At 68.1% G+C, this 21,772-nt stretch carries 26 protein-coding genes; 3 read left to right on the forward strand and 23 right to left on the reverse strand.

The window, feature by feature from the left end:
* The 3 genes from BLV57_RS21680 to BLV57_RS21690 all read right to left on the reverse strand — a co-directional run bounded on the left by BLV57_RS21680 (position 1) and on the right by BLV57_RS21690 (position 2,857).
* Positions 1-582, reverse strand: coding sequence for a class F sortase (locus tag BLV57_RS21680; protein WP_245757446.1), 582 nt, complete (start codon positions 580-582; stop codon positions 1-3).
* A gap of 503 nt (positions 583-1,085) precedes the next feature.
* Positions 1,086-1,766, reverse strand: a complete 681-nt coding sequence (locus BLV57_RS21685; protein WP_091291479.1) for a class F sortase — start codon at positions 1,764-1,766, stop codon at positions 1,086-1,088.
* Positions 1,766-2,857, reverse strand: coding sequence for an LPXTG cell wall anchor domain-containing protein (locus BLV57_RS21690; protein ID WP_091291481.1), 1,092 nt, complete (start codon positions 2,855-2,857; stop codon positions 1,766-1,768). The genes BLV57_RS21685 and BLV57_RS21690 overlap by 1 nt, the downstream gene beginning before the upstream one ends.
* Before the next feature lie 234 nt (positions 2,858-3,091).
* On the opposite strand from BLV57_RS21690, the gene BLV57_RS21695 reads away from it, so the two are divergent.
* Both BLV57_RS21695 and BLV57_RS21700 read left to right on the forward strand, forming a co-directional pair.
* A complete protein-coding gene (locus BLV57_RS21695; RefSeq protein WP_091291482.1) occupies positions 3,092-3,475 on the forward strand; it encodes an ArsR/SmtB family transcription factor in 384 nt (127 codons plus the stop codon).
* A 2-nt stretch (positions 3,476-3,477) separates the two neighbouring features.
* Positions 3,478-3,891 carry a Fur family transcriptional regulator gene (locus BLV57_RS21700; protein ID WP_091291484.1) on the forward strand — a complete coding sequence of 138 codons (414 nt, stop codon included), beginning with the start codon at positions 3,478-3,480 and terminating at the stop codon, positions 3,889-3,891.
* Between the two features lie 58 nt (positions 3,892-3,949).
* Here BLV57_RS21700 and BLV57_RS21705 read toward each other — a convergent pair whose 3' ends face one another.
* From BLV57_RS21705 to BLV57_RS21715, 3 genes are read right to left on the reverse strand one after another with little or no spacing between them, the layout of a single operon-like run.
* Positions 3,950-4,654: a TIGR03943 family putative permease subunit gene (locus BLV57_RS21705; RefSeq protein ID WP_091291485.1), complete on the reverse strand. Its 705-nt coding sequence runs from the start codon at positions 4,652-4,654 to the stop codon at positions 3,950-3,952.
* Positions 4,651-5,673, reverse strand: coding sequence for a permease (locus BLV57_RS21710; RefSeq protein WP_091291487.1), 1,023 nt, complete (start codon positions 5,671-5,673; stop codon positions 4,651-4,653). The genes BLV57_RS21705 and BLV57_RS21710 overlap by 4 nt, the downstream gene beginning before the upstream one ends.
* Before the next feature lie 39 nt (positions 5,674-5,712).
* Positions 5,713-5,955, reverse strand: a complete 243-nt coding sequence (locus tag BLV57_RS21715) for a hypothetical protein (protein ID WP_143047114.1) — start codon at positions 5,953-5,955, stop codon at positions 5,713-5,715.
* Between the two features lie 61 nt (positions 5,956-6,016).
* Here BLV57_RS21715 and BLV57_RS21720 point away from each other — a divergent pair, with 61 nt between their 5' ends.
* Positions 6,017-6,598: a TetR/AcrR family transcriptional regulator gene (locus BLV57_RS21720; RefSeq protein WP_091291490.1), complete on the forward strand. Its 582-nt coding sequence runs from the start codon at positions 6,017-6,019 to the stop codon at positions 6,596-6,598.
* A gap of 4 nt (positions 6,599-6,602) precedes the next feature.
* Here the strand turns inward: BLV57_RS21720 and BLV57_RS21725 are convergent, their stop codons facing one another.
* The 17 genes from BLV57_RS21725 to BLV57_RS21805 form a co-directional block, all read right to left on the reverse strand.
* Entirely contained in the window at positions 6,603-7,019 is a 417-nt protein-coding gene (locus BLV57_RS21725; protein WP_091291491.1) for a hypothetical protein, read from the reverse strand.
* The gene (locus tag BLV57_RS21730; protein ID WP_091291494.1) at positions 7,016-7,843 is read right to left on the reverse strand and encodes an isoprenyl transferase; all 828 of its coding nucleotides are present in this window, start codon (positions 7,841-7,843) and stop codon (positions 7,016-7,018) included. Before BLV57_RS21730 ends, BLV57_RS21725 begins: the two co-directional genes overlap by 4 nt.
* 41 nt (positions 7,844-7,884) lie before the next feature.
* Positions 7,885-8,634 carry a DNA repair protein RecO gene (gene recO / locus BLV57_RS21735; protein WP_091291495.1) on the reverse strand — a complete coding sequence of 250 codons (750 nt, stop codon included), beginning with the start codon at positions 8,632-8,634 and terminating at the stop codon, positions 7,885-7,887.
* 31 nt (positions 8,635-8,665) lie between these two features.
* Positions 8,666-9,022, reverse strand: a complete 357-nt coding sequence (locus BLV57_RS21740) for a CD225/dispanin family protein (protein WP_091291497.1) — start codon at positions 9,020-9,022, stop codon at positions 8,666-8,668.
* Between the two features lie 3 nt (positions 9,023-9,025).
* Positions 9,026-9,490, reverse strand: a complete 465-nt coding sequence (locus BLV57_RS21745; RefSeq protein WP_091291498.1) for a CD225/dispanin family protein — start codon at positions 9,488-9,490, stop codon at positions 9,026-9,028.
* Between the two features lie 95 nt (positions 9,491-9,585).
* Positions 9,586-10,035, reverse strand: coding sequence for a DUF2752 domain-containing protein (locus BLV57_RS21750; RefSeq protein WP_091291500.1), 450 nt, complete (start codon positions 10,033-10,035; stop codon positions 9,586-9,588).
* Positions 10,032-10,340, reverse strand: a complete 309-nt coding sequence (locus BLV57_RS21755; RefSeq protein ID WP_091291501.1) for a CD225/dispanin family protein — start codon at positions 10,338-10,340, stop codon at positions 10,032-10,034. The genes BLV57_RS21750 and BLV57_RS21755 overlap by 4 nt, the downstream gene beginning before the upstream one ends.
* Positions 10,341-10,342: 2 nt before the next feature.
* On the reverse strand, positions 10,343-11,239 hold the full coding sequence (gene era, locus BLV57_RS21760) for a GTPase Era (RefSeq protein WP_091291503.1): 897 nt from the start codon (positions 11,237-11,239) through the stop codon (positions 10,343-10,345).
* On the reverse strand, positions 11,239-11,565 hold the full coding sequence (locus BLV57_RS21765; RefSeq protein WP_091291505.1) for a cytidine deaminase: 327 nt from the start codon (positions 11,563-11,565) through the stop codon (positions 11,239-11,241). The genes era and BLV57_RS21765 overlap by 1 nt, the downstream gene beginning before the upstream one ends.
* Positions 11,558-12,871 (reverse strand): hemolysin family protein, encoded by a 1,314-nt coding sequence (locus BLV57_RS21770; protein WP_091291507.1) that lies wholly within the window; start codon positions 12,869-12,871, stop codon positions 11,558-11,560. Before BLV57_RS21770 ends, BLV57_RS21765 begins: the two co-directional genes overlap by 8 nt.
* Before the next feature lie 2 nt (positions 12,872-12,873).
* Positions 12,874-13,431 carry an rRNA maturation RNase YbeY gene (gene ybeY, locus BLV57_RS21775; RefSeq protein ID WP_091291509.1) on the reverse strand — a complete coding sequence of 186 codons (558 nt, stop codon included), beginning with the start codon at positions 13,429-13,431 and terminating at the stop codon, positions 12,874-12,876.
* Positions 13,428-14,477 carry a PhoH family protein gene (locus tag BLV57_RS21780; protein ID WP_091291511.1) on the reverse strand — a complete coding sequence of 350 codons (1,050 nt, stop codon included), beginning with the start codon at positions 14,475-14,477 and terminating at the stop codon, positions 13,428-13,430. Before BLV57_RS21780 ends, ybeY begins: the two co-directional genes overlap by 4 nt.
* Before the next feature lie 103 nt (positions 14,478-14,580).
* Positions 14,581-14,931, reverse strand: a complete 351-nt coding sequence (locus BLV57_RS21785) for a histidine triad nucleotide-binding protein (RefSeq protein ID WP_176968740.1) — start codon at positions 14,929-14,931, stop codon at positions 14,581-14,583.
* Between the two features lie 626 nt (positions 14,932-15,557).
* A complete protein-coding gene (locus tag BLV57_RS21790) occupies positions 15,558-16,310 on the reverse strand; it encodes a 16S rRNA (uracil(1498)-N(3))-methyltransferase (protein WP_091291515.1) in 753 nt (250 codons plus the stop codon).
* On the reverse strand, positions 16,310-17,476 hold the full coding sequence (dnaJ, locus tag BLV57_RS21795; protein ID WP_091291517.1) for a molecular chaperone DnaJ: 1,167 nt from the start codon (positions 17,474-17,476) through the stop codon (positions 16,310-16,312). The genes BLV57_RS21790 and dnaJ overlap by 1 nt, the downstream gene beginning before the upstream one ends.
* 26 nt (positions 17,477-17,502) lie before the next feature.
* Positions 17,503-18,528: a heat-inducible transcriptional repressor HrcA gene (hrcA, locus tag BLV57_RS21800; protein ID WP_091291519.1), complete on the reverse strand. Its 1,026-nt coding sequence runs from the start codon at positions 18,526-18,528 to the stop codon at positions 17,503-17,505.
* A gap of 124 nt (positions 18,529-18,652) precedes the next feature.
* Entirely contained in the window at positions 18,653-21,523 is a 2,871-nt protein-coding gene (locus BLV57_RS21805) for a glycoside hydrolase family 2 TIM barrel-domain containing protein (RefSeq protein ID WP_218134854.1), read from the reverse strand.
* Positions 21,524-21,772 lie beyond the last annotated feature (249 nt).

The following is a 21,772-nucleotide window of genomic DNA, read 5'->3' on the forward strand; positions in this document are numbered from 1 at the left end:
TCAAGGGCGGCCAACCAGCGAAGCCGTCACGATCCGGTTGTCCTCGTACCCGGTGCTCCCCCCGACGTATTCGCCCCCACAGGTCACCAGCACCAGCCGATGCGGCCCATCCGGCGAGAAGAACTCCTCCGCACGCTGGGCCAGCTTGTCCTTGTGCACGGTCTCGACGGCATCGATCTTGTACGTCCACTTGCCCCCGGCGTCATCCGAGACGCTGACGTCCTGCCCGGCCTTGATCCGCCACAGCTCGTCGAACGGGCCCTTCTTGCCCTTCCAGTTCACGTGCCCGGAGAAGAGCGCGGCCCCCTTGCCTGCCCCGACCTTCGCGCCCCACCAAGCGGCCTCGTCCAGGCCCTCGGGAATCGGCAGCGTGCCATCGTCCTTGAGCTCCTGGTGCACGAGCTTGGCGACACCCCCGCCGGGCAGCATCACGACGCCGGGATCCTTCCCGACATCCACGGGCTGGTCGGCTTGCCCTTGCCCGGCCTGGCTGGCCGGCGCCGCCTTTTGCTCGGGCGCGCTGCTCCCGCACCCGCTGACCAGCACCGCGACGGCCGCGACGGCGACCAAGAACCCCTTCAAGTGTTGCTCCCTAGCTCGACATCCGTTCTCGCCGGATGTCACCGCTTGAGAGCAGCGTTCGGTTGCATCGGATTTCCAAGAGGGTCGTGTGCCGACCTTGGACGCGCGGTGAAGTGAGGGGGCCGCTGGGTGCGTTGTAAGCACTCGGGGGCACCCTCGCTGCGCGATCAGGCTCAGCCGAGCCATGGGAGACCCGTGGTCGTGAGTGTTGCGGGCGGTTCTAGCGGACCGGTACTTGGCTACCTGTCGCCCGAGTGCCGGTGCGAGTGGAAGGTTTGCTCCGTTGGGTGCAGAAATTCTTCCACTCGCGTGGCTCGTCCACCGTGGCACGTGACAAGGGGCGCCCTTGTCACGCTCTGGGTGACAAGGGCCGCCCTTGTCACCCAGACCGCGGCCGGGTGAGCGGGAAACGCCCCGTCCGTGCGCGCCAGCCAAGGCCACGTCACGGGTAGGTCGTCGAATACCGGTTCGCTCTAATCGCCCGCAACGCTCACGACCCAGCGCTAGGGCCGGGAGACGAGTTCCGCGGTCACGACCCGGTTGTCCCGGTACCCCTGAGTCCCGCCGACATAGTCCCCACCGCAGGTGACGAGCACGAGCCGATGCGGCCCCGTCTGCCCGAAGAGAGCACGGGCCTGCTTCGGGAGATCGTTCTTGTGCAGCGTGACCACGCTGGTCACCCGGTAGACCCACTTCCCGCCCGCGGTGTCCATGACAGTCACGTCCTGCCCGTTCGACATGCCCCAGAGCACGTCGAACGGCCCCTTCTTGCCTGCCCAGTTCACATGCCCGGAGAGGAGAGCGGCGCCCTTGTCGGCCCCGAGCTTCGCGCCCCACCAGGCGGCCTCGTCGAGCCCCTGCGGAATCGGCAGCACGGCCTTCTTGGTCACCTCGACCCGCACCAGCTTCGCGGTCCCGCCGCCGGGCAGCATGACCGTGCCCGGCTTCTGCCCGGGCGCGGCATCGACACTCGCCGCGACCTTGGAGGCCACGGTCGGATCAGGCGTCGGGACCGGCTCCGCCGACGGCTCGATGGACGCGATCGGCTCGCTCGCCTTGGGCGCGGCTTCGGGCTGAAGCACGAGCACACCGGTGGTGAGCACACCCACGGCGAGCAGGCCGAGCCCCGCCGCCAGCCACTTCTTACGCGGCTGGGGCGCGGTCTCGTCGTGCGGTTCGTTCATCAGTGATCGTGACGGCGGCGGCGCACCACGAGCGCGGCGCCACCGGCGAGCAGCGCACCGGCGCCGAGCAGGGTGAAGCCGAGCGGCGAGGTGCCGCTGTCCCCGGGCGCGGCCGGAGCGGCGTACCCGGCGGGAACGGCGGTCGGCACGACCTCGGGCTCGAAGTCGCTGGGCAGGGAGCAGCTCACGCCACCGAGCACGTACCGGGTCGTGAAGTCCCTGATCTTCGTCTGGTCGGTCTTGACGAAGTGCGTCACGATCTTGACTTCCCAGCCGGCCGCGGCGTTGATGTCGCCCCCAAGCCACTTCGGCTGTTTGATGAGGTCCTCGAACTTGGTCAGCTTCGAGATCGTGATGTCCGACGTGGTCAGCTTCGAATCGACATCGGCGTCCTGCACGTCCTTCGACGCGCCGAAGCTCAGCCCCTTCACTTCCAGCGGCTTGTCCGTCGGCATGAGCTGAGACTTCAGCTCGCCGTCCTCACGAATCAGGATCTTGTCCGCGGTGGTCGAGCCGGTCTGCTTGTCCTTGCTCTCACACTCGACACTGCTCTTCGCGCCCTGGATGACGAGAACGGTGTTGTCGACCGTTTTCTTGCCCTGGATGGCGAAATCGCTCAGCGCGAAGTTGCCCTCGGTCGAAGCGAGCGGAACTTGGGTGTCCTTCAACTCGGTCGTGCCCGAGTACTTGGTGCTCGCGATGTCAGCCGGGAAGGGGCTGTTCGCGGCGCTGTCGAAGGTGCCGAGGTTGAGCTGGTAGTTGGTACCCAGCTTCTTGTCCATCTCTTCTTTGGTCTTGAAGACGTGGTTTTCGTCGTTCCCTACGTCCAAGGACTCCTGCGGCAGCGTCTGCCGATCCGTGCCGAGGTTGTTCGTGCCCGCCTCGGTCGGCGACAGCGCCACCTCGCCCGCGTAGGCGATGGCGTCCGACTCAGCGGGTGGCACGGCCGAGGTGTCCGTCTGGATGCCGGCGATGTTCGCGTACGACACCGGCCCGGTGGCCTTCTCGGTCTCCTGCGCGCTGGCGATGGGCGCGGCGACCAAGAGCGAGCAAGCCGTCACCGTGGCGAGTTTCGTGGCGAAACGAGTCATGTCTTCCCTCTGTCCGAGCGGCCCCAAGGCACAGCGATCCGCAACTACTTTGCACTGTCTGCGATCACCTAGGCAGTGTTACACCAAAATGGTGGTCAACTCACTCGATCGGAGTAGTACGAAGGTCGGCGCACTGCCGAGTAACCGCCCCCTGACCGAGGGAACACTAGGATGGGGAACGCGGTTGTTGACTATGACTGCGAAAATCATGTCTAACAAGGCTGGAGTGACGACATGGGCACGGTGAGTTCGGGCGCGGCCCCGGCGGGACTGCCCGGCGAGGCTGAAGTGCATTCCCCCGCACGTCAGACGTCGTCACAGGGCCCCACGACCTCGGCGAAGACGCTGTCGGACGCGGGTGATTTGCTGCGCGCGCTGGCCGCGCCGGTGCGGATCGCGATCGTTCTGCAGCTGCGTGACGAGGACCGGTGTGTCCACGAGCTGGTCGACGCGCTCGACGTCGCGCAGCCGCTGATCAGCCAGCACCTGCGCGTGCTCAAGACGGCGGGCGTGGTCGAGGGTGAGCGCCGCGGCCGCGAGGTCGTCTACCGGCTGGTGGATGATCACCTCGCGCACATCGTGGTCGACGCGGTCGCGCACGTCCAGGAGGGTAAGTGACCATGAGCTCCGCCGCCGCCCGCAGCGCGGCACCGGTCCCCGGCCGCCGTTCCACCAAGCAGCGCGCGGCCGTCGTCGAGCTGCTCAACGAGATCGACGACTTCCGCTCCGCCCAGGAGCTGCACGACGAACTCCGCAAGCGCGGCGACGGCATCGGCCTGACCACGGTCTACCGCACCCTGCAGTCACTGTCCGAGGCCGGCGAGATCGACGTGCTCCGCACCGACTCGGGTGAGGCCATCTACCGCCGCTGCTCCTCGCACCATCACCACCACCTCGTGTGCCGCGTCTGCGGGCACACGGTGGAGGTCGAAGGCCCCGCTGTCGAGCGCTGGGCCGAGAAGATCGCCTCGACGCACGGCTTCTCCGAAATCAGCCACACCGTCGAGATCGTCGGCACCTGCGACAAGCACTGAGCCCAAAGGGGTCGTGAGTGTTTAGGCCGGTTAGAACCGGCCGGAACACTCACGACCTTTAGTACTCGTAAGGGTCTTTGGGGGTGTCGATGCGGTGGATGGTCGCGACCGTGAAGTCCGGCGTGTAGCTGTTGTCCTTCTTGGCCGTGCCCGGGACGGCCTGGCCCGTGACCTCGACCCACGAGTCGCTCGCCAGGCCGGAGACGTCGCCGAGCAGGCGGGTGGTGACCGGGTACGCGTCGGCCGCGCAGCAGCTGATCACCATGCGGGCGAGCATCGTGCCCTCGGCCGAGTGGACGATGAAGCCGGACAGGGAGATCGTGCGGCCGTTCAGGGTTCCGTTGCCGTCCCAGCCCGCTCGGCTCACGAACGCCGACATGCTCAGCGGGACGACGTCGCCCGCGGGCAATGGGGGGAAGGCGGCCGCGTCCTGGGTGGCGGCGGACTGGGGTGCGCGGGCTTCGGTGCGGGTGACCGAGTCGGCGCCCAATGCCGGCGGGGCGACCAGGAAAACCGCGAGGACGGGAACCATGAGGAGCCAGGCCGAGCGGGCCGGGTGGTGGTGTCCGTCGTGCTCCGAGACCTTCTCTCTGAGGTCGCGCAGGATCGCCAGCACGCCGAGAAGAACCATGACCGCGCCGCCCGCGATGATCCAGGGTTGCTGGGATGGCTTGACGTAGCGCAGGTAGTCGCCGTTGATGGCGATCTTGAGCAGGGCGCCGCCGAGCAGGACCAAGAGGATGTTCTGGGTTTCGCGTTTCACAGGAACACAACTCCCGCTCCGACTGCGCACAGGATGGCGACGAGGAACGTCACCGGGGCGAACCGGGACGCGAAGGATTTGCCGAAAGTGCCTGCCTGCAAGGCGAACAGCTTCACGTCGACCGCGGGGCCGACGACCAGGAACACCAGCTTGGGCAGCAACGGCAGCGCCGAGAACGAGGCCGCGACGAACGCGTCCGCCTCGCTGCACAGCGCGAGCACGACCGCGAGGACCGCCATCACCAGGATGCCCAAGACGATCTGCTCGCTGAGGACGCCGAACCACTGGTGCGGCACGAGCACACCCATGGCCGACGAGATGAGCGCGCCTAGCACCAGAAACCCGCCCGCTTCCACGAGGTCGGTGCGTGCGGTCTCGATGAAGGTCTTCCAGCGTGAGCCGGGCTCGACGTCGGGCAGGCGGCGCAGTGCGCGCTCGGTGATCCACTCGAGTTTGCCCCAGCGGGCCCACAGCCAGCCCATGACCATCGCGGTGAACAGGGAGCCGACGAAACGGGCGGCGACCATCTCGGGTTTGCCGGGGAACGCGACCGCGGTGGCGACCATGACGACCGGGTTCACCGCAGGCGCCGCCAAGAGGAACGTCAACGCCGCCGCGGGTGCCACGCCCTGGCCCATCAGCCTGCGCGCGACCGGGACGGACGCGCATTCGCAGCCGGGCAACGCGACGCCGGCCAGGCCCGCGACGCCGACCGCCGCGCCTTGCTTGCGCGGGAGCACCTTCTCCAAAACCCTGGCGGGGACGAAGGCCGCGATCGCGCCGCTGATGAGCACGCCGAGCACCAGGAATGGGAGCGCCTGGACGCAGACGGCGACGAAGACCGTCGAGCCGGTGCGCAGCGCGGGGACGTCTAGGACCCCTTGGAGCTGGGTTTGGGCGAGGATCGCGATCAGCAGGATGGCGCAGAGGACCTCGATGGACGAGATCCTGAACTTCGGCTTCTTTGCGGGAGCCGGGCTCTCGGGGGCGCTGGTCACCGGACCGATAATGCCACCCATTGTCAAAACGATGTAGCTACCCCGGTCGTAAGTGGACGGTCACGCCCGTTTGATGCCGAGATCGGAAGGTGGGTCGCCCGGCGACGGCGTCTCGGGGCTGCGCTGGGCCTCGATCTGGATCTCGATGTTCGTCTTGTGGGCGATCGGATCCCAGATCTCCTCGAACGGCCCCATCAGCGACTGCCCGCTGCCCGCGCGACGGGCGCGCATGGCGTACCAGGCGAACGCCGCCAGGAAGAGGGGCAGGCTGAGAAACGTGGCCACGGGTGCCCAGAACTCCATGCGTCCGACCATACAGTAACATCGTGTATCCAGAAACGTTGTGTTACTGACGAGGCGGGCGATGACCAGGCTGACACGGGCCGAACAGCAGCAGCGGACCCACGAGCACCTGCTCGACGCCGGGCGCCAGGTCTTCCTGCGCCGCGGCTTCCTCGCGGCGACGGTCGAGGAGATCGCGGCCGACGCCGGGTACACGCGCGGGGCCGTCTACAAGCATTTCGGCGGCAAGGAAGGCCTCTGGCTGGCGATCATCGAGGCGGGCGCGGACGGCCATCTCCAAGCGCTGCGGCAAGCACTCGCCGCCGCCACCAGCCGCGATGACGTGCTCGCGGCGCTGTCACTGCCCCTGGACGAGGACGCGACGAAGTGGAGCGCGGCGGCCGCCGAAGTGCTCGCCGCGACGGCTCAGCAACCCGAGACCGCCGTTTTGATCGCCGACATCCAGCGGCGTCACGACGACGCGGTCGTCGCGCTGCTCGCCGAGCATTCCGGACGCCTGGGCCTCATTCCCGTGCTGCCGTTGCACCAGGCGGTCGTCATGCTGGGCGCGCTGGGCATCGGCCTCGCGCTGCGGCAGACGGTCGCCCCGGCGGGCGATCCCGCCGCCATCCACGCCCACGTGCTGGGCACGGTGTTCACGTAGCGGGTCAGTCCGCGGAAGCCAGCAGGTCGGTGCGCAGCTGCGAGGCCGTCGAGATCACCAGCATCAGCAGGGTGCCCAGCGGCGCCGGGTCCATGCCCTCGGCCGGGAACGCGTACCGCAGGGTCACGTCGACGCCGCGCTCGGTGTGGACGACACCCAAGGTGCCGAACAGGCCCTGGCCCGCCCGCTCGGCGACCGAAGCCGCGAGCACCTGGTCGTCAGGCAGGTCCCACGCGACCACGCAGGTCAGGCTCAGGACCGTGAGCCCCTCGGCGAGCCGGGTCGCCTGGATGACGCACGGGACGTCCGCGTGCGCGAAGGTCAGCGCGCCGTCGTCGTCGACGCGGACCTCCAGGTAGCGCTCCAGTGCCTCGCGGGCGAGCGTCAGCAACGAGGCCGTCGAGGCCGCTTCCGTGGTCACGACTTGCCTTCCGAAGCGGCGGCCGCGTCGACGGCCGCGCCGAAGCGGCGGTCGCGCTTCGCGAACTCGAGGCAGGCCTTCCACAGGTGCGTGCGGTCGAAATCCGGGAAGAGCGTGTCCTGGAAAACCATCTCGGCGTACGCGGACTGCCAGAGCATGAAGTTGGACGTCCGCAGCTCGCCGGAGGGCCGCAGGAACAGGTCCACGTCCGGCATTTCCGGCTGGTACAGGTACTTCGCGATGGTGCGCTCGTCGACCTTGTCCGGGTTGATCTTGCCCTCGGCGACGCCCTGCGCGATCTTGCGGACCGCGTCGCCGATCTCCGCGCGGCCGCCGTAGTTGACGCACATGGTCATGTTCAGCGCCGTGTTGTGCTTGGTCTTCTCTTCGGCGATCTGCAGTTCCTTGATCACGCTCGCCCACAGCCGCGGCCTGCGCCCGGCCCAGCGGATGCGCACGCCGATCGAGCCCAGGTAGTCGACCTGGCGGCGGATGGTGTCGCGGTTGAAGCCCATCAGGAACTTCACCTCTTCGGGGCTGCGCTTCCAGTTCTCCGTCGAGAACGCGTACACCGAAAGCCACTTCACGCCCAGCTCGACCGCGCCGCTGGCGACGTCGATCATCACCGCCTCGCCGCGCTTGTGCCCCTCGATGCGCGGCAGGCCGCGCTGGTTGGCCCAGCGGCCGTTGCCGTCCATCACCAGCGCCACGTGGTTCGGCACCAGCTCGCGCGGGATCTGCGGCGGCTTGGCGCCGGACTCGTGCGGCTCCGGCGCCCGCAGTTCGAACTGTGACGCCTTGTTCTCGCGTCCCCTGCGCAGCACGGCCGCCTCCTCAAGCCTCGAAAATCACACCGGCACTGACCCTACTTGCCGGTCACCGCACGCCTCTCGACAAGGGGTAGCGACCGCAGCTGGCGCTCCAGATGCCACTGCAGATGCGCCGCGACCAGGCCGCTCGCGTCGCGGCGGCAGCCGGGCAGCGAGGCCTCGGCCACCGGCCATTCGCCGTGCAGCAACGCGCTGAGCAGCACGAGCACCTCGGGCGCCGGGTGCACGGCGCCGGGAACGCGGCAGTTCGGGCACATCGAGCCGCCACCCTGCACGCTGAACGCCTTGTGCGGACCGGGCAGGCCGCAGCGCGCGCACTCGGTGATCGCGGGCTCCCAGCCCGCGTAAGCCATGGCGCGCAAGAAGAACGCGTCCAGGATGAGTGAAGAATCACGCTCGCCACCGGCCAGCGCCCGCAACGCGCCGACGGCCAGCAGGTACAGCTTGAGCGACGGCTCGCCCTCTTCGGCGGCGAGCCGGTCGGTGGTTTCGGCGATCGCGCTGGCCGCCGTGTAGCGCTGGTAGTCCGCGACGATCGGCAGGTGGAACGCGTCGACCGTCTCGACCTGGGTGATCACGTCCAGCGTCCGGCCGGTGTAGAACTGCACGTCCACATGCCCGAACGGCTCCAGCCGCGCGCCGAAGCGCGAGGACGTGCGCCGCACGCCCTTCGCGACGGCGCGGACCTTGCCGTGCCGCCGCGTGAGGAGCGTGACGATGCGATCGGCCTCGCCCAGCTTGTGCGTACGCAACACCACTCCGGTGTCGCGGTACAGGTTCACCACGGATACATCGTCCCACTAGGGTCCGACAGTTTCAGCAGTACGCCCCGGCGCACACCGCGGTGGCCGCGATGATGACCACCACGAAGACCGCGATGATCGCGAGACAGCTGAGCCCGCCGACGATGGTCGCGATCAGGCAGAGCGTCTTGGTCGCCTTCGACGCCTCGAGCGCCATCGAGTAGTTGCCCTGCAGCTTGTAAGTGCCGACCTCGTTGGACTTCATCAGCGCGAAGATCCCGACGATCAGGAACAGGAAGATGCTCCCGATCGCCCAGCCCTTGTAGTCGGGGATCGCGTTGATGTCGGCGCCTGGGGGCGGCGGCCCGCCGTACGCCGGCTGGCCGAACGGCGCGGGCGGCCCGTACGGCTGGCCGTAGGGATCGGTCATGACCTAGTAGGAGGCCATACCGGCGATGAAGATGATGAGACCGGCCAGGCAGCCGAGTCCACCCAGGACGTTGCCGATGATGCACAGCGTCTTGGTCGTGCGCGAGGCCTGCTCGGCCGCCGCGTAGTTGCCCTGCATCTTGTACTGGCCGACCTCATTGGACTTGAAGATCGCGATGATGCCGAAGATGCCGCCGAAGAAGATCGAGATGATCGCCCAGGTCTTGTAGTCGGGGATGTCGCCGCCCATGCCGGGGCCGCCGAAGCCGGGCTGACCATAGGGCTGGCCGTACGGGGCGGGCTGGCCATAGGGCGCGGGCTGACCGTAAGGGGCCGGGACCGCACCGGACGGCGGGCCGTAGCCGGGCGCCGGCATGCCACCCGAGGGAGGACCGTAGCCAGGCTGTTGCGGCTGCTGCTGCCCATAAGGCTGCTGGCCGAAGGGCTGCTGGCCGTACGGATTGGTCATCGGGTGTTCCCCCTAGCTGTGGTCAAACCGGACCCGGCACAAGCCGGTGCGCGGGAGCGTACCTGTTCGACGGCGGCCCTCGCGTCCTGGTTCCCTCAAACGCGTAACGCGGCGAACGGCGCGAACGGCAGATTCCGCACGACGAACCACAAAGCGAACGCGACACCGAAAGCCAGCGGCGTCCAGCGCCAGTGCAGCCAGCTGTTCACCCAGCGCCCGCGCAACCGGCCGGCCGCCCACGCCGCGGTGCTCCACACGAACAGCAGCCCCATGAGGAAGGTCAGCGCGTTGTAGTGCAGCGCGGCCGGGATGTCACCGTGCAGCAGGCTGTAGAGCATCCGCATCCCGCCGCAGCCAGGGCAGGTGATGCCCAGCAACGCCTTCGTCGGGCACACCGGCAACGGGCCGCCGGGCGTGGTCGGATCACCGGCGAGCACGACCGCGCAGCACACCCCGCCCGCCGCGACCACGGCGAGCGGCGGGGCCAGCGCGCGAGCCTTCGCGCGCCAGCCCTGTGCCGGATGTCCGGTGTAGACGGTCGTCATTGGTTCGGCAGATCGCTGAACGACAACCCGAGTATCACGAAGAAGACGACCACGGCGATGACGGAGAGCACCGTGATCACCCCGGCGACGATCGCGGACCAGATGGCCCACTTCTTCGCCTCGTCGGCGGCCTGCTGCGCCGCCGCGTGCTGGCCCGAGAACCACAGGCCTTGCACCTGGTTCGCCTTGATGATCGACACGATGCCGAGCGGCAGGCAGCACATGAGCGTCGAGAGGATCGCCCAGACCATGTTGTTGTCCGGCGGCGGCGCGTACATCGGCGGCGGGTAGCCCTGCTCGCTCATCGCTAGAAACCCAGTCTGCGCAACTGCTTCGGGTCGCGCTGCCAGTCCTTGGCGACCTTGATGTGCAGGTCGAGGTAGACCTTCATGCCGAGCAGCGCCTCGATGTGCGCCCGCGCGCTCGCGCCGACCTGCTTGAGCCGCTCGCCCTTGTGCCCGAGGATGATCCCCTTCTGGCTGGGACGTTCGACGTACAGCAGCGCGTGGATGTCGACGAGGTCGTCGCGGCCCTCGCGCGGCAGCATCTCCTCGACGGTGACCGCGATGGAGTGCGGCAGTTCGTCGCGGACGCCTTCGAGCGCCGCCTCGCGGATGAGCTCGGCGACCAGCGTCTGCTCCGGCTCATCGGTCAGCTCGCCGCCGGGATAGAGCTGCGGGCCTTCCGGCAGCTTCTGCACCAGCAGGTCCGCCAGCGCGCCGACCTGGAAACCGTCCACTGCGGACACCGGGATCAGATCGGCGAACTCCATCACGTCCTGCAGCGCGAGCAGCTGCTCGGCGACCTGCTGCGGCTGCACGAGGTCGGTCTTCGTGACGACGCCGACCACCGGGGTCCGCTTGGCGATCTTGACCAGCTCGGCGGCGATGAACCGGTCGCCGGGGCCGATCTTCTCGTTGGCGGGCACGCAGAAGCCGACAACGTCCACTTCGGACCAGGTCGAGTGCACGATGTCGTTGAGCCGCTCGCCGAGCAGCGTGCGCGGGCGGTGCAGGCCCGGCGTGTCGATGAGCACGAGCTGCGCGTCGTCGCGGTGCACGATGCCGCGGATGGCGTGCCGGGTGGTCTGCGGCTTGCTGGAGGTGATCGCGACCTTGCTGCCGACCAGCGCGTTGGTCAGCGTCGACTTGCCCGCGTTGGGCCGCCCGACGAAGCAGGCGAAGCCGGAACGATGCTCGGCCATCAGCTGATCACCGTGCCGGACGGGTCGGCCAGGTAGACCGGCGCGTGCTTGGACAGGTCACGCACGGCGTGCACCGAAGCCTCTTTGAGCAGGCCCTCGCCGCTGACGACGACCGCGGCTTCGATGCCTTCCGCGCCACTCGACACGGCGGCGGCGACGGCGGCTTGCAACGCGGTCAGCTTGAACGACGGCAGGTCGACGGTGGCCGCGGCGTAGGTACGGCCGTCGGTGTCGCGCACGGCGGCGCCTTCGGCTGCCTGGATCCTGGCCCTCGACGAACGGGCCAGCGTCACCAGCTTCTGGTCCTCGGGGTCCAGCTCAGGCATGTTCAACGCTCCTGTCATCAGGTTTCGGCACGCGGGTGCGCTTGCGCTCGACGGAGGTGTCGGCCGGATAGACGACCACCGAGGTGATCCGCATCCGCCCGCGCCGGTCCTTGCCGCCCTCGGCGTACAGCCGCAGTCCCGCGACCTCGGCCTCCGCACCCGGTAGCGGGACCCTACCCAGCCGCTCGGCGAGCAGCCCGCCGACGGTCTCCACGTCGTGGTCTTCTTCGAGATCGAGGCCGAACAGCTCGCCGAGGTCGTCGATGCCGAGCCGCGACGACACGCGCAGCGCGCCGTTCTCCAGCTCCTCGACGTCGGGGCGCTCGTCGGTGTCGGATTCGTCGGTGATCTCGCCGACGATCTCCTCGAGGACGTCCTCGATGGTCAGCAGGCCCGCGGTGCCGCCGTATTCGTCGATCGCGATGGCCATGTGGTTGTGCGAGAGCTGCATTTCCTTGAGCAGCTCGTCGAGCCGCTTCGAGTCGGGGACGTAGCTCGCCGGGTTCATCAGCTCACCGACCAGCCGCTGCGGCCCGTTCTCGGCCATGTAGGCGGGCATCAGGTCCTTGATGTTGGCGACGCCGACGATCTCGTCGACCGACTCGCCGATCACCGGCACCCGGGTGAACCCGGTGCGCAACGCCAGCGCAAGCGCTTGCCTCACGGTCTTCGTCTGCTCGATCCAAACGATCTCGGTGCGCGGCACCATCACCTCGCGCGCGACCGTGTCGCCCAGCTCGAAGACCGAGTGGATCATCTCGCGCTCGGAGTCCTCGACGACGCCGCGTTCCTGCGCGAGGTCGACCAGCTCACGCAGCTCGACTTCCGAGGTGAACGGGCCCTCGCGGAAGCCCTTGCCAGGGGTGATCGCGTTACCGATGACGATGAGCAGCCTGCTCAGTGGCCCCATCAGCGTGCCGAGCACGCGGACCGGGCCTGCCAGCAGCGTGCCGACGCGGTACGGATGCTGGCGGCCGATGGTGCGCGGGCCGACGCCGATCAGCACGTAGCTCACGATCACCATGACCACGGCCGCGACCAGCACGGCCAGCGCCAGCGGGTGGATCAGCTGCGCGAAGGCGACCGTGACCAGCACGGTCGCGGTGAGCTCGCAGCCGAGCCGCAGCAGCAACAGCAGGTTGATGTGCCTGCGGCGTTCCGCGACGACCGCGGCGAGCTGGCGGGCGCCGACCCGGCCGATGCGGACGAGACCGTCGACCCTGGCGGGCGAGACCGTGCTGACCGCGGCGTCCGCTGCCGCGAACACACCGGCGAACAGCACCAGCGCGATCGCGAAGATCAGCATGGCTACGGGGTTTCCGGCTGGTCGCCCGACGGCGCGTCGAGTCCGGCGATGCCGAGCACGCGGTCGTCGGCGCTGCGCTGCGCGTCCTGGCGCCGCGCGGCCGAGACGGCGTCCTGGAACTCGCCGAGGATCCGCTTCTGCAGCCCGAACATCTCGCGCTCTTCGGCGGGCTCGGCGTGGTCGTAGCCCAGCAGGTGCAGCACGCCGTGCACGGTCAGCAGGTGCAGCTCGTCGAGCAGCCCGTGACCGGCGGTCTTGGCCTGGTCCTTGGCGAACGCCGGGCACAGCACGATGTCACCGAGCAGCGCGGGCGACGGGTCGGCCGCGTCGGGACGGCGTGACTGCTCCAGCTCGTCCATCGGGAAGGCCATCACGTCGGTGGGGCCGGGCAGGTCCATCCAGCGGACGTGCAGGTCCTCCATCACGTCGAGCGTGACGAGCAGCACGGACAGCTCGGCGAGCGGGCTGACCTCCATCTTGTCCAGCGCGAAGCGGGCGGCGGAGACGATCGACGTCTCGTCGACCGCCACTCCCGACTCGTTGGCGATCTCGATGCTCACCGGCGACCCTTCCAGCCATTCCCGGGCGCCTGCTCGTCCTGCACGGCCTGCCACTTCTCGTACGCGTCGACGATGTCGCCGACCAGTTTGTGCCGCACCACGTCCTGGCTGGTCAGCTGGGCGAAGTGCAGGTCGTCGACCCCTTCGAGGATGTCCTTGACCACCCGCAGGCCGCTCTTCTGCCCGGACGGCAGGTCGACCTGGGTGACGTCACCGGTGACCACGATCTTGGAGCCGAAGCCGAGGCGGGTCAGGAACATCTTCATCTGCTCGGGCGTGGTGTTCTGCGCCTCGTCGAGGATGATGAACGCGTCATTAAGGGTTCTTCCGCGCATATAAGCCAGCGGCGCGATCTCGATGGTCCCGGCGGCCATGAGCTTGGGGATCGAGTCGGGCTCGACCATGTCGTGCAGCGCGTCGTAGAGCGGGCGCAGGTACGGGTCGATCTTCTCGTTGAGCGTGCCGGGCAGGTAGCCGAGCCGCTCGCCCGCCTCGACGGCCGGGCGGGTCAGCACGATGCGGGTGACCTGCTTGGCCTGCAGTGCCTGGACGGCCTTGGCCATCGCGAGGTACGTCTTGCCGGTACCGGCGGGGCCGATGCCGAACACGATCGTGTGCTTGTCGATGGCGTCGACGTACTTCTTCTGGTTGAGCGTCTTGGGCCGGATGGTCTTCCCGCGGCGCGAGATGATGTCCATGCTCAGCACTTCGGCCGGTGACTCGCCGGAGTCGCTGGAGAGCATGCCGACGGTGCGGCGGACGGTGCTCGGGTCCACCTGCTGCCCGCGTCCGGCGAGCGTGACCAGTTCGGCGAACACCCGCTCGGCGAACGCGACGTCCGCCGGCGCGCCGGTGAGTGTCACCTCGTTGCCTCGGACGTGCACGTCCGCTTCGAGAAGTTCTTCGACTACCCGGAGATTCTCGTCCCGTGATCCCAGCAGGGCCAGCGCGGCCGCGTCGGGGATCGGGAACCGGGACTGCGCCGCGGACTCGACGTTCTTGCCGACGTCCGGTCGAGCGGCCCCACCCTCTGCCGTACCTGCCACGTGCCCTCGGGCCCACTTTCTGCGCTAACGCCGTTCCACTTCCGACCCCACGATGCTAGCCGCACGCCGCACACGGACGCAGTCCGGTTTCCCTCAGTGTCGCTCAGGCCCCGAACCTGCTCAGCGGCTCCCCGCCCAGCACATGGGCATGCACGTGGAAAACGGTCTGCCCGGCATCACCGTCCGTGTTGAACACGACCCGGTACCCCGACTCCTTGATCCCCTCCAGCTCAGCCACCTTCTCAGCCGAAGCGACGACATCCGCCAACAGCTGGGGATCAGCGGCCGCCAACGCGGCCAAGTTCCGGTACCGGGTCTTGGGCACGACCAGCACATGCACCTTCGCCTGAGGCCCAATGTCCCTGAACGCCAAGGTCGTCTCGGTCTCATACACGATCTCAGCCGGAATCTCCCGAGCAATGATCTGCTCGAACAAAGTCTCACTCATCCCCAAACCCTACTAACCCACCCCACCCCACCCCGAGGGTCGTGAGTGTTTAGACCGGTTAGAACCGGCCGTACCACTCACGACCCCACCCCGCACCCCACAACCCCCATTTTTCCAAATACCTGGAATCCACCCCATTGATTCGTTTCAAAACCCAGAACCCATTCACCCCCATGAATAAGGCACCAAAAACGATAAGGATCGAGGGCCGCCAGGCCCGACGATCCGGCCCGCGCACTAAACGGGACCACGCTGGGTCAGGACATACCGCACCGTGGGGGGTTTGGGGGGCTCGGCCCCCCAAAATAATTGCGAAACCCGCAAAGGCGAAGTTGGAGGCGCAGCTCGAGCGCCGTAAGGTGCGAGAAGCGAAGCCCAACGAAGACGCCGCGGCGCGGTGGAGCCTGGGGGTCGCTCCACCGCCGCCGCGGCTCCGCCGGACCGAGGGGGGAGGTGCCCGGCGGGGATCTGCGATGTGCGGGCTTGTGCCTTGCACATCGAAAACCGTGTGTTGTGCTTCGGTTAACGAGAGTAACGGGTGTTGGCTTGGTCGCGCCAGGACTGGGCGCAAAATGTGTCTATATTTTTCCCAGGTTTCGAAGACGCTCGGTAGCCGAAGTGACTGGGCGTGCTCAGTTCCAGCGGGTTGTGAGCGCTCCGAGTGCACCGAGAGCGACTGTTGCAGCAGTGGATGTGCGAAGGACGGTGGGTCCGAGACGCACCGTGTGCGCGCCCGCGTCCGAAAGGGTGGTCAGTTCCTCGTCCGTGATTCCCCCTTCTGGCCCGACCACAAGGAGCAATTCTCCGGTTGCGGGGAGTGTGAGGTCTGTGAGTCGTTCGGTGATGCCGGATTCGAGGACGAGTGCGATGTCGGCGGTCTCGATGAGGGTGGTGAGTTCGCGGGTGGTGACGGGGTCGAGTACTCGCGGGACGTAGGCGCGGCGGGCTTGCTTGGCGGCGGCGCGGGCGGTGTTTCGCCAGCGGGCCAAGGCTTTCTCGCCGCGTGCGCCTTCTTCCCATTTGGCGACGCTGCGGGAGGCGCGCCACGGGATGATGGTGTCGACCCCTGCCTCGGTGGCGAGTTCGACGGCGAGTTCGCCGCGGTCGCCTTTGGCCAGTGCCTGGACGACGGTCACGCGCAGCGCGGGTGGTGGTTCGACCCAGCGCTCCTCGATCTGCAGTCCCAGCGCGGGATCCCGGCCTCCCTGCACACCATCGATCACGCACCGGACGAGCCCGCCTTCGCCGTCGGAGAGCAGGATCCGCTCCCCCACGCGTATCCGGCGGACGGTCACGGCGTGCCGGGCCTCCTCGCCGTCGAACACCACCGAATCGACCGGTGGCAGCCTGTCGACGAGGAAGACCGGCAACGTCGTTTCGGGCATCAGCGGTTCTTGGCGCGCAGCTTGGAGAACAGGCCGCCGTGCTTGGTGCCGTTGTTCGCGAGCGTCGGCACTTCCTCGCCGCGCTGGCGGGCGAGGTCGTGCAGCAGTTCGCGCTGCGCGTCGTCGAGCTTCGTGGGCACCACGACGTCGATGTGGACGTGCAGGTCGCCGCGGCCGTCGACGCGGCCGGACGAGCGCAGCCGCGGCATGCCCTTGCCGGTGAGCACGAGTTCGGTGGCCGGCTGGGTGCCCGGCTCGATCTCGAGGTCGTAGTCGCCGTCGATGAGTGTCTCGATCGGGACGCTCGCGCCGAGTGCGGCCGTGGTCATCGGGACGCGGAAGTTGCAGTGCAAATCGTTGCCCTGCCTGACGAACACCTCGTGCGGCGCCTCGTCGATCTCGACGTAGAGGTCGCCTGCCGGGCCGCCGCCCGCGCCGACCTCGCCCTGGCCGGACAGCCGGATGCGCATGCCGTCGCCGACGCCGGGCGGGATCTTCGCGGTGACCGAGCGGCGCGAGCGGACCCGGCCGTCGCCGCCGCACTTCTGGCACGGGTCGGTGATGACCTCGCCGAAGCCGCGGCACACCGGGCACGGCCGCGCGGTGACGACCTGGCCGAGGAAGGACCGCTGCACGGACTGGATCTCGCCCATGCCGCCACAGGTGTCACACGTGTGCACCGAGCCGCCCTCGGCGGTGCCCGCGCCACGGCAGAGGTCGCACAGGATCGCGGTGTCGACGGCGATCTCCTTGTCGACACCGGTCGCGCACTCTTCGAGCGTGAGGCCGATGCGGATCAGCGCGTCGGATCCGGGCTGCACGCGGCTGCGCGGCCCCCGGCCCCGCCCGCCGCCGCCACCGGCCCCGCCGAAGAAGGCGTCCATGATGTCGCCGAGCCCGCCGAAGCCGGCGAACGGGTCGCCGCCCCCGGCGCCACGCCCGGCGCCGTTGTCCATCGGGTCGCCGCCGAGGTCGACGATCTTGCGCTTCTGCGGGTCCGACAGGACCTCGTAGGCCGTGGTGACCTCACCGAACCGGTGTTGCGCGTCCTCCGACGGGTTCACGTCCGGATGCAGCTCGCGGGCCAGCTTGCGGTACGCGCGCTTGATCTCCTGATCGGTCGCGTTCTTGGCCACGCCGAGAGTGCCGTAGTAGTCCCTCGCCACCGGTTTTCCTTGCTCCCTCTATTGTTTCAGCGACCGGACAGGATCTGGCCGACGTAGTTGGCCACCGCGCGGACCGCGGCGATCGTGCCCGGGTAGTCCATCCTGGTCGGTCCGACCACCCCCATGCCCCCGAGCAGCATGTCTTCCCGGCCGTAGCCGATCGACACCACGGAGGTACTGCGCATCTGCTCGTCCTCATTTTCCTCGCCGATGCGCACGCTGATCGCACCGGGGTTGCGTGCGGCGGCCAGCAGCTTCAGCACGACGACCTGCTCCTCCAGCGCCTCGAGCACCTGGCGCAGCGAGCCGGGGAAGTCCGCGACGTTGCGGGTGAGGTTGGCCGTGCCACCGAGGACGAGCCGTTCCTCCGGGTGGTCGACCAGCGACTCCACCAGCACGGTACAGACCCGCACCAGCACGTCGCGCAGCTCTTGGGGCGACTGCTCGGGCAGCTCGGCGACCCGTACGGCCGCGTCGTTGACCTTCCGGCCGGTCAGCGCGGAGTTCAGCACCGTGCGCAGCCGGGCCACGTTGTCGACGGTGATGACGTCACCGAGGTCGACGGTCCGCTGGTCGACGCGGCCGGAGTCGGTGATCAGCACCAGCATCAGCCTGGCGGGGGTGAGCGGCACCACTTCGAGGCTGTGCACGGTCGAGTTGGTCATCATCGGGTACTGCACGACGGCGACCTGCCTGGTCAGCTGCGCCAGCAGCCGGACGGACCGCTTGAGCACGTCCTCCATGTCGGTGCCACTGTCGAGGAAGCTGGTGATCGCGCGCCGCTCGGCCGAGCTCAGCGGCTTGATCTCGGCGAGCTTGTCGACGAAGAGGCGGTAGCCCTTGTCCGTGGGGATGCGGCCCGCGCTGGTGTGCGGCTGGGCGATGTAGCCCTCTTCCTCCAGCGCGGCCATGTCGTTACGGACCGTGGCACTGGAAACACCCAGGTTGTGCCGGTCGACGATCGCCTTGGACCCGACGGGCTCCTGATTGGAGACGTAGTCGGCGACGATCGCGCGCAGCACTTCGAACCGGCGCTCTTCCGCGTTGGCCACCCTGTCACCTCCGTACCCTCGCCACTCCCAACGAGTTTACGGACCCCTGAGTGCCCGGCGCTCAACCCCGGGCCTCGTGCGCGTTGCGGGCGGTTAGAACCGCCCGCAACGCGCACGAGCCCTTCTACACCGCGCGCAACTCCCCGATCCGGAAGAACCCCTGGTCAGACCCCGGCGCCGGGCTGATCATCTTCAGCCGCACCCTGGTCGTCGGCACCTTGTCGAAGGTGATCGTGCTGAGCCCGCCCGACTCCGCCGCCCAGACCACCTTCAGCCCGGTGACCGGCACGTACTCCCGGCCGTTCCAGTACCCGACCTCGATCGACTTCGGCAGCGCCAGCTTGCCGCCGGTGACGAACCGCGCGTTCAGGCCGCTCGCCTCCTTCGCGACGTTCAGCGTCACCCACTCCGCCGGATGGGACACGCTGACGGCGGCGAACTGCGGCGTCGCGCCCTTCGTGTAGAGGTTCGACCAGCCGGTGTTCACGTCGCCGTCCAGCATCGCGGCCGGGAGCGTGTCCTTGGCTCCGGAGAAGCTCGCGTCGGCGGCAGGCGGGGTGACGGACTGGCCGAGTTTCGCGCGGACGGTCGCACCCGCGGTGACGATCGCCACGAGCTTGCCGTGGTACGCGTGCCGGACGGCGGAGGTGAAGTTCTCGGTGTCCTCCTCGCGCCCGTTGTCGGTGCCGACGAGCCGTCCGCCGCTGACCTCGAAAGTCACCTGGTTGTCCGCGTCGGGGACCACCACGCCGTCACGGTCGACGATCTCCGCGTACACATAGGACAGTGACTGACCCGGCTCGGTCTTCAGCCGCACCGAAGCCGGCTCGCCCGCGGTCTTGACCGTGTCGCGGGCGACGACATTGCCGCCGGAGTACGCGACGGCCGTCAGCTCACCCGGCGCGAACGGGACCGACCAGGCCAGGCGCAGCCGCCCGGTGCCGCCGTTCGGGCTGGTGTAACTGCCCGACGGGAACGAGCGGTCGTCCTTGGGCTGCTCGGTGGTTTCCAGATAAGCCTTGCCGTACGCCGTTTTCTTGTGGTCGAACGAACGCGTGCCGAGCGACTTGCCGTTGAGGAACAGCTCGACCTTCTCGACATTGCTGTACGCCCAGACCTCGACCGGCGCGCCCGGTTCGTGGCCGGTCCAGGTCATCGGGACCAGATGGACCATCGGCTTGGCCGTCCATTGGCTCTGGAACAGGTAGAACTGGTCCTTCTCGAACCCCGCGGTGTCGACCGCGCCGAAGAACGACGACCGCACCGGGAAGATCCCGTTGTACGGCGTCGGCTCGCCGATGTAGTCCTGGCCGGACCAGATGAACTGCCCGGCGAGGAACTTGCGGTCGCGGTCCTTCTTCAGCCCGTGCTCGCCACTGAACGCCCAGCCGGGCATCGTGTTGTCGTAGGACGACGAGGCCTGTTTGCCGGGCGTGTAGTTCGGCGCGGCGTTCTGGATCGACGGGTCCTGGTAGACGCCGCGGCCGGAGACCTCGGACGAGGATTCGGACTCGAAGAAGAACTTGTCGCGGTACTTGGCGTGCAGGCCGTCGAGCGACTTGGCCGAGTTGTAGTTGACGCCGAGGCCGTCGAGCAGGCGCAGGATCTGGTCCTGCGCGGTGCCGTCGGCGGGCACGCTCGTGTAGTGGTGCGAGCCGAGCACCACCGGCCGGGTGCGGTCGATCGACTTGATGTCGGCGATCAGCCGCTTCGCGATCGGCACGCCGACCTCGATCGAGGCGCCGTCGGGGATCTCGTTGCCGATCGACCACAGGATGACCGAGGGCGAGTTCTTCGCGGCGTTCACCATTTCCTTGATATCAGCGGAACTGTGCTCGTCGAAGAACCGCGAGTAGTCGTAGTCGCGCTTCTTCGTCTTCCACGAGTCGAACGCCTCGATCATCAGCAGCAGGCCGAGTTCCTCGCACACCGCGACGAACTCGGGCGACGGCGGGTTGTGCGACGTGCGGACGGCGTTCACGCCCATGCTCTTCATCTTGGTGAGCTGCTGGACTATCGCGTCCCGGTTGACCGCGGCGCCCAGCGCGCCGAGCGTCGAGTGCAGGTTGACGCCCTGCAGCTTCTGCGCCTTGCCGTTGAGCGAGAAACCGTTGTCCGGGGAGAAGGCGAACCAGCGGATGCCGAACCTCGTCCGCACCGTGTCGGTCACGCGCCCGTCCACGGACACCTTGGTCACCAGCGTGTAGAGGTAAGGCTTGTCGGTCGTCCACAGGATCGGCCGGTCGACGCGCAAATCTGCACCCTTCGCGACCACGCGCCCGGTCGCGTCCTGGACCTCGTTGGTGACCTTGCCCGCGCCCTTGACCTCGGTTTCGGCATGCACGGTGGCGTATCCCTTCGGATACGTGGTGGCGAGGTCCGGGGTCGTCACGAAAACGCCGTGCCTGGCCACGCGCACCGGATCGGTGACAACCAGGTGCACCGGCCGGTAGATGCCGCTGCCCGCGTACCAGCGGCTGCTCGGCGACTTGTGCACCACCTTGACCGCGACGACGTTGGAGCCGGTGGTCACCAAATCCGTCATGTCGACGGCGAAACCGGTGTAGCCGTTGGGATGCTCGGCGGCGAGCTTGCCGTTCACGTAGACGTGCGAGTCCATGTAGACGCCGTCGAACTCGAGCGAAAGCCGCTTGCCCTTGGCCGACGCCGGCACGGTGAAGGTCTTGCGATACCAGCCGAGCCCGGCCCGATAGAAGCCTTCGCCGGACTGACCGGTCGCGACCGGATCCAGCTCGATGCTCCAGTCGTGCGGAACGTCGAGCCGCCGCCATTTCGAGTCGTCGAACGCCGGCTTCGCCGCGTCCGCGTAGGCGCCGGTCGGGTCGGTGGCGTCGGCGGAATTGACCAGCGCGAACTTCCAGTCCTTGCTGAAGTCCGTGGTGCCGTCGGCGAGCCGGGGCATCGGGTCGGCTTGCGCGGGCGCGACACCCACGACGAGCAGGAGCACCAGCAGAAGATGTTTGAGGCGACTCATCGGATCACCCGCACATTCATCGGACGATCGCCTGGTCTTTTCGCGGTCATCCCTTTCAGCGGGAATCCCGAAGTTCGCAGGTCAGAGGCTACGACAGGGACGACTCTGAATTTAGCCATACATCAGATGTCTAGACCTGTGCACGCAATGGTGTCAACATGCCCACCGGACAAAACGCCGGACACACGCCCAGGGGTCGTGAGTGTTCTGACCGGTTCTAACCGGCCGGAACACTCACGACCCCCGAGC

This window comes from Amycolatopsis xylanica, assembly GCF_900107045.1.
GTDB lineage: Bacteria > Actinomycetota > Actinomycetes > Mycobacteriales > Pseudonocardiaceae > Amycolatopsis > Amycolatopsis xylanica.

What these genes read in the sequence shown, in the direction of transcription:
- BLV57_RS21740 (WP_091291497.1), bottom strand. Translation starts at nt 9,022, where the DNA reads ATGACCGATCCCTACGGCCAGCCGTACGGGCCGCCCGCGCCGTTCGGC.
- BLV57_RS21790 (WP_091291515.1), bottom strand. Translation starts at nt 16,310, where the DNA reads ATGCCCGAAACGACGTTGCCGGTCTTCCTCGTCGACAGGCTGCCACCG.
- BLV57_RS21745 (WP_091291498.1), bottom strand. Translation starts at nt 9,490, where the DNA reads ATGACCAATCCGTACGGCCAGCAGCCCTTCGGCCAGCAGCCTTATGGG.
- BLV57_RS21700 (WP_091291484.1), top strand. Translation starts at nt 3,478, where the DNA reads ATGAGCTCCGCCGCCGCCCGCAGCGCGGCACCGGTCCCCGGCCGCCGT.
- era (WP_091291503.1), bottom strand. Translation starts at nt 11,239, where the DNA reads ATGGCCGAGCATCGTTCCGGCTTCGCCTGCTTCGTCGGGCGGCCCAAC.
- BLV57_RS21690 (WP_091291481.1), bottom strand. Translation starts at nt 2,857, where the DNA reads ATGACTCGTTTCGCCACGAAACTCGCCACGGTGACGGCTTGCTCGCTC.
- BLV57_RS21715 (WP_143047114.1), bottom strand. Translation starts at nt 5,955, where the DNA reads ATGGAGTTCTGGGCACCCGTGGCCACGTTTCTCAGCCTGCCCCTCTTC.
- BLV57_RS21685 (WP_091291479.1), bottom strand. Translation starts at nt 1,766, where the DNA reads ATGAACGAACCGCACGACGAGACCGCGCCCCAGCCGCGTAAGAAGTGG.
- BLV57_RS21765 (WP_091291505.1), bottom strand. Translation starts at nt 11,565, where the DNA reads ATGCCTGAGCTGGACCCCGAGGACCAGAAGCTGGTGACGCTGGCCCGT.
- BLV57_RS21755 (WP_091291501.1), bottom strand. Translation starts at nt 10,340, where the DNA reads ATGAGCGAGCAGGGCTACCCGCCGCCGATGTACGCGCCGCCGCCGGAC.
- BLV57_RS21720 (WP_091291490.1), top strand. Translation starts at nt 6,017, where the DNA reads ATGACCAGGCTGACACGGGCCGAACAGCAGCAGCGGACCCACGAGCAC.
- BLV57_RS21770 (WP_091291507.1), bottom strand. Translation starts at nt 12,871, where the DNA reads ATGCTGATCTTCGCGATCGCGCTGGTGCTGTTCGCCGGTGTGTTCGCG.
- BLV57_RS21805 (WP_218134854.1), bottom strand. Translation starts at nt 21,523, where the DNA reads ATGAGTCGCCTCAAACATCTTCTGCTGGTGCTCCTGCTCGTCGTGGGT.
- BLV57_RS21750 (WP_091291500.1), bottom strand. Translation starts at nt 10,035, where the DNA reads ATGACGACCGTCTACACCGGACATCCGGCACAGGGCTGGCGCGCGAAG.
- BLV57_RS21710 (WP_091291487.1), bottom strand. Translation starts at nt 5,673, where the DNA reads ATGGGTGGCATTATCGGTCCGGTGACCAGCGCCCCCGAGAGCCCGGCT.
- BLV57_RS21695 (WP_091291482.1), top strand. Translation starts at nt 3,092, where the DNA reads ATGGGCACGGTGAGTTCGGGCGCGGCCCCGGCGGGACTGCCCGGCGAG.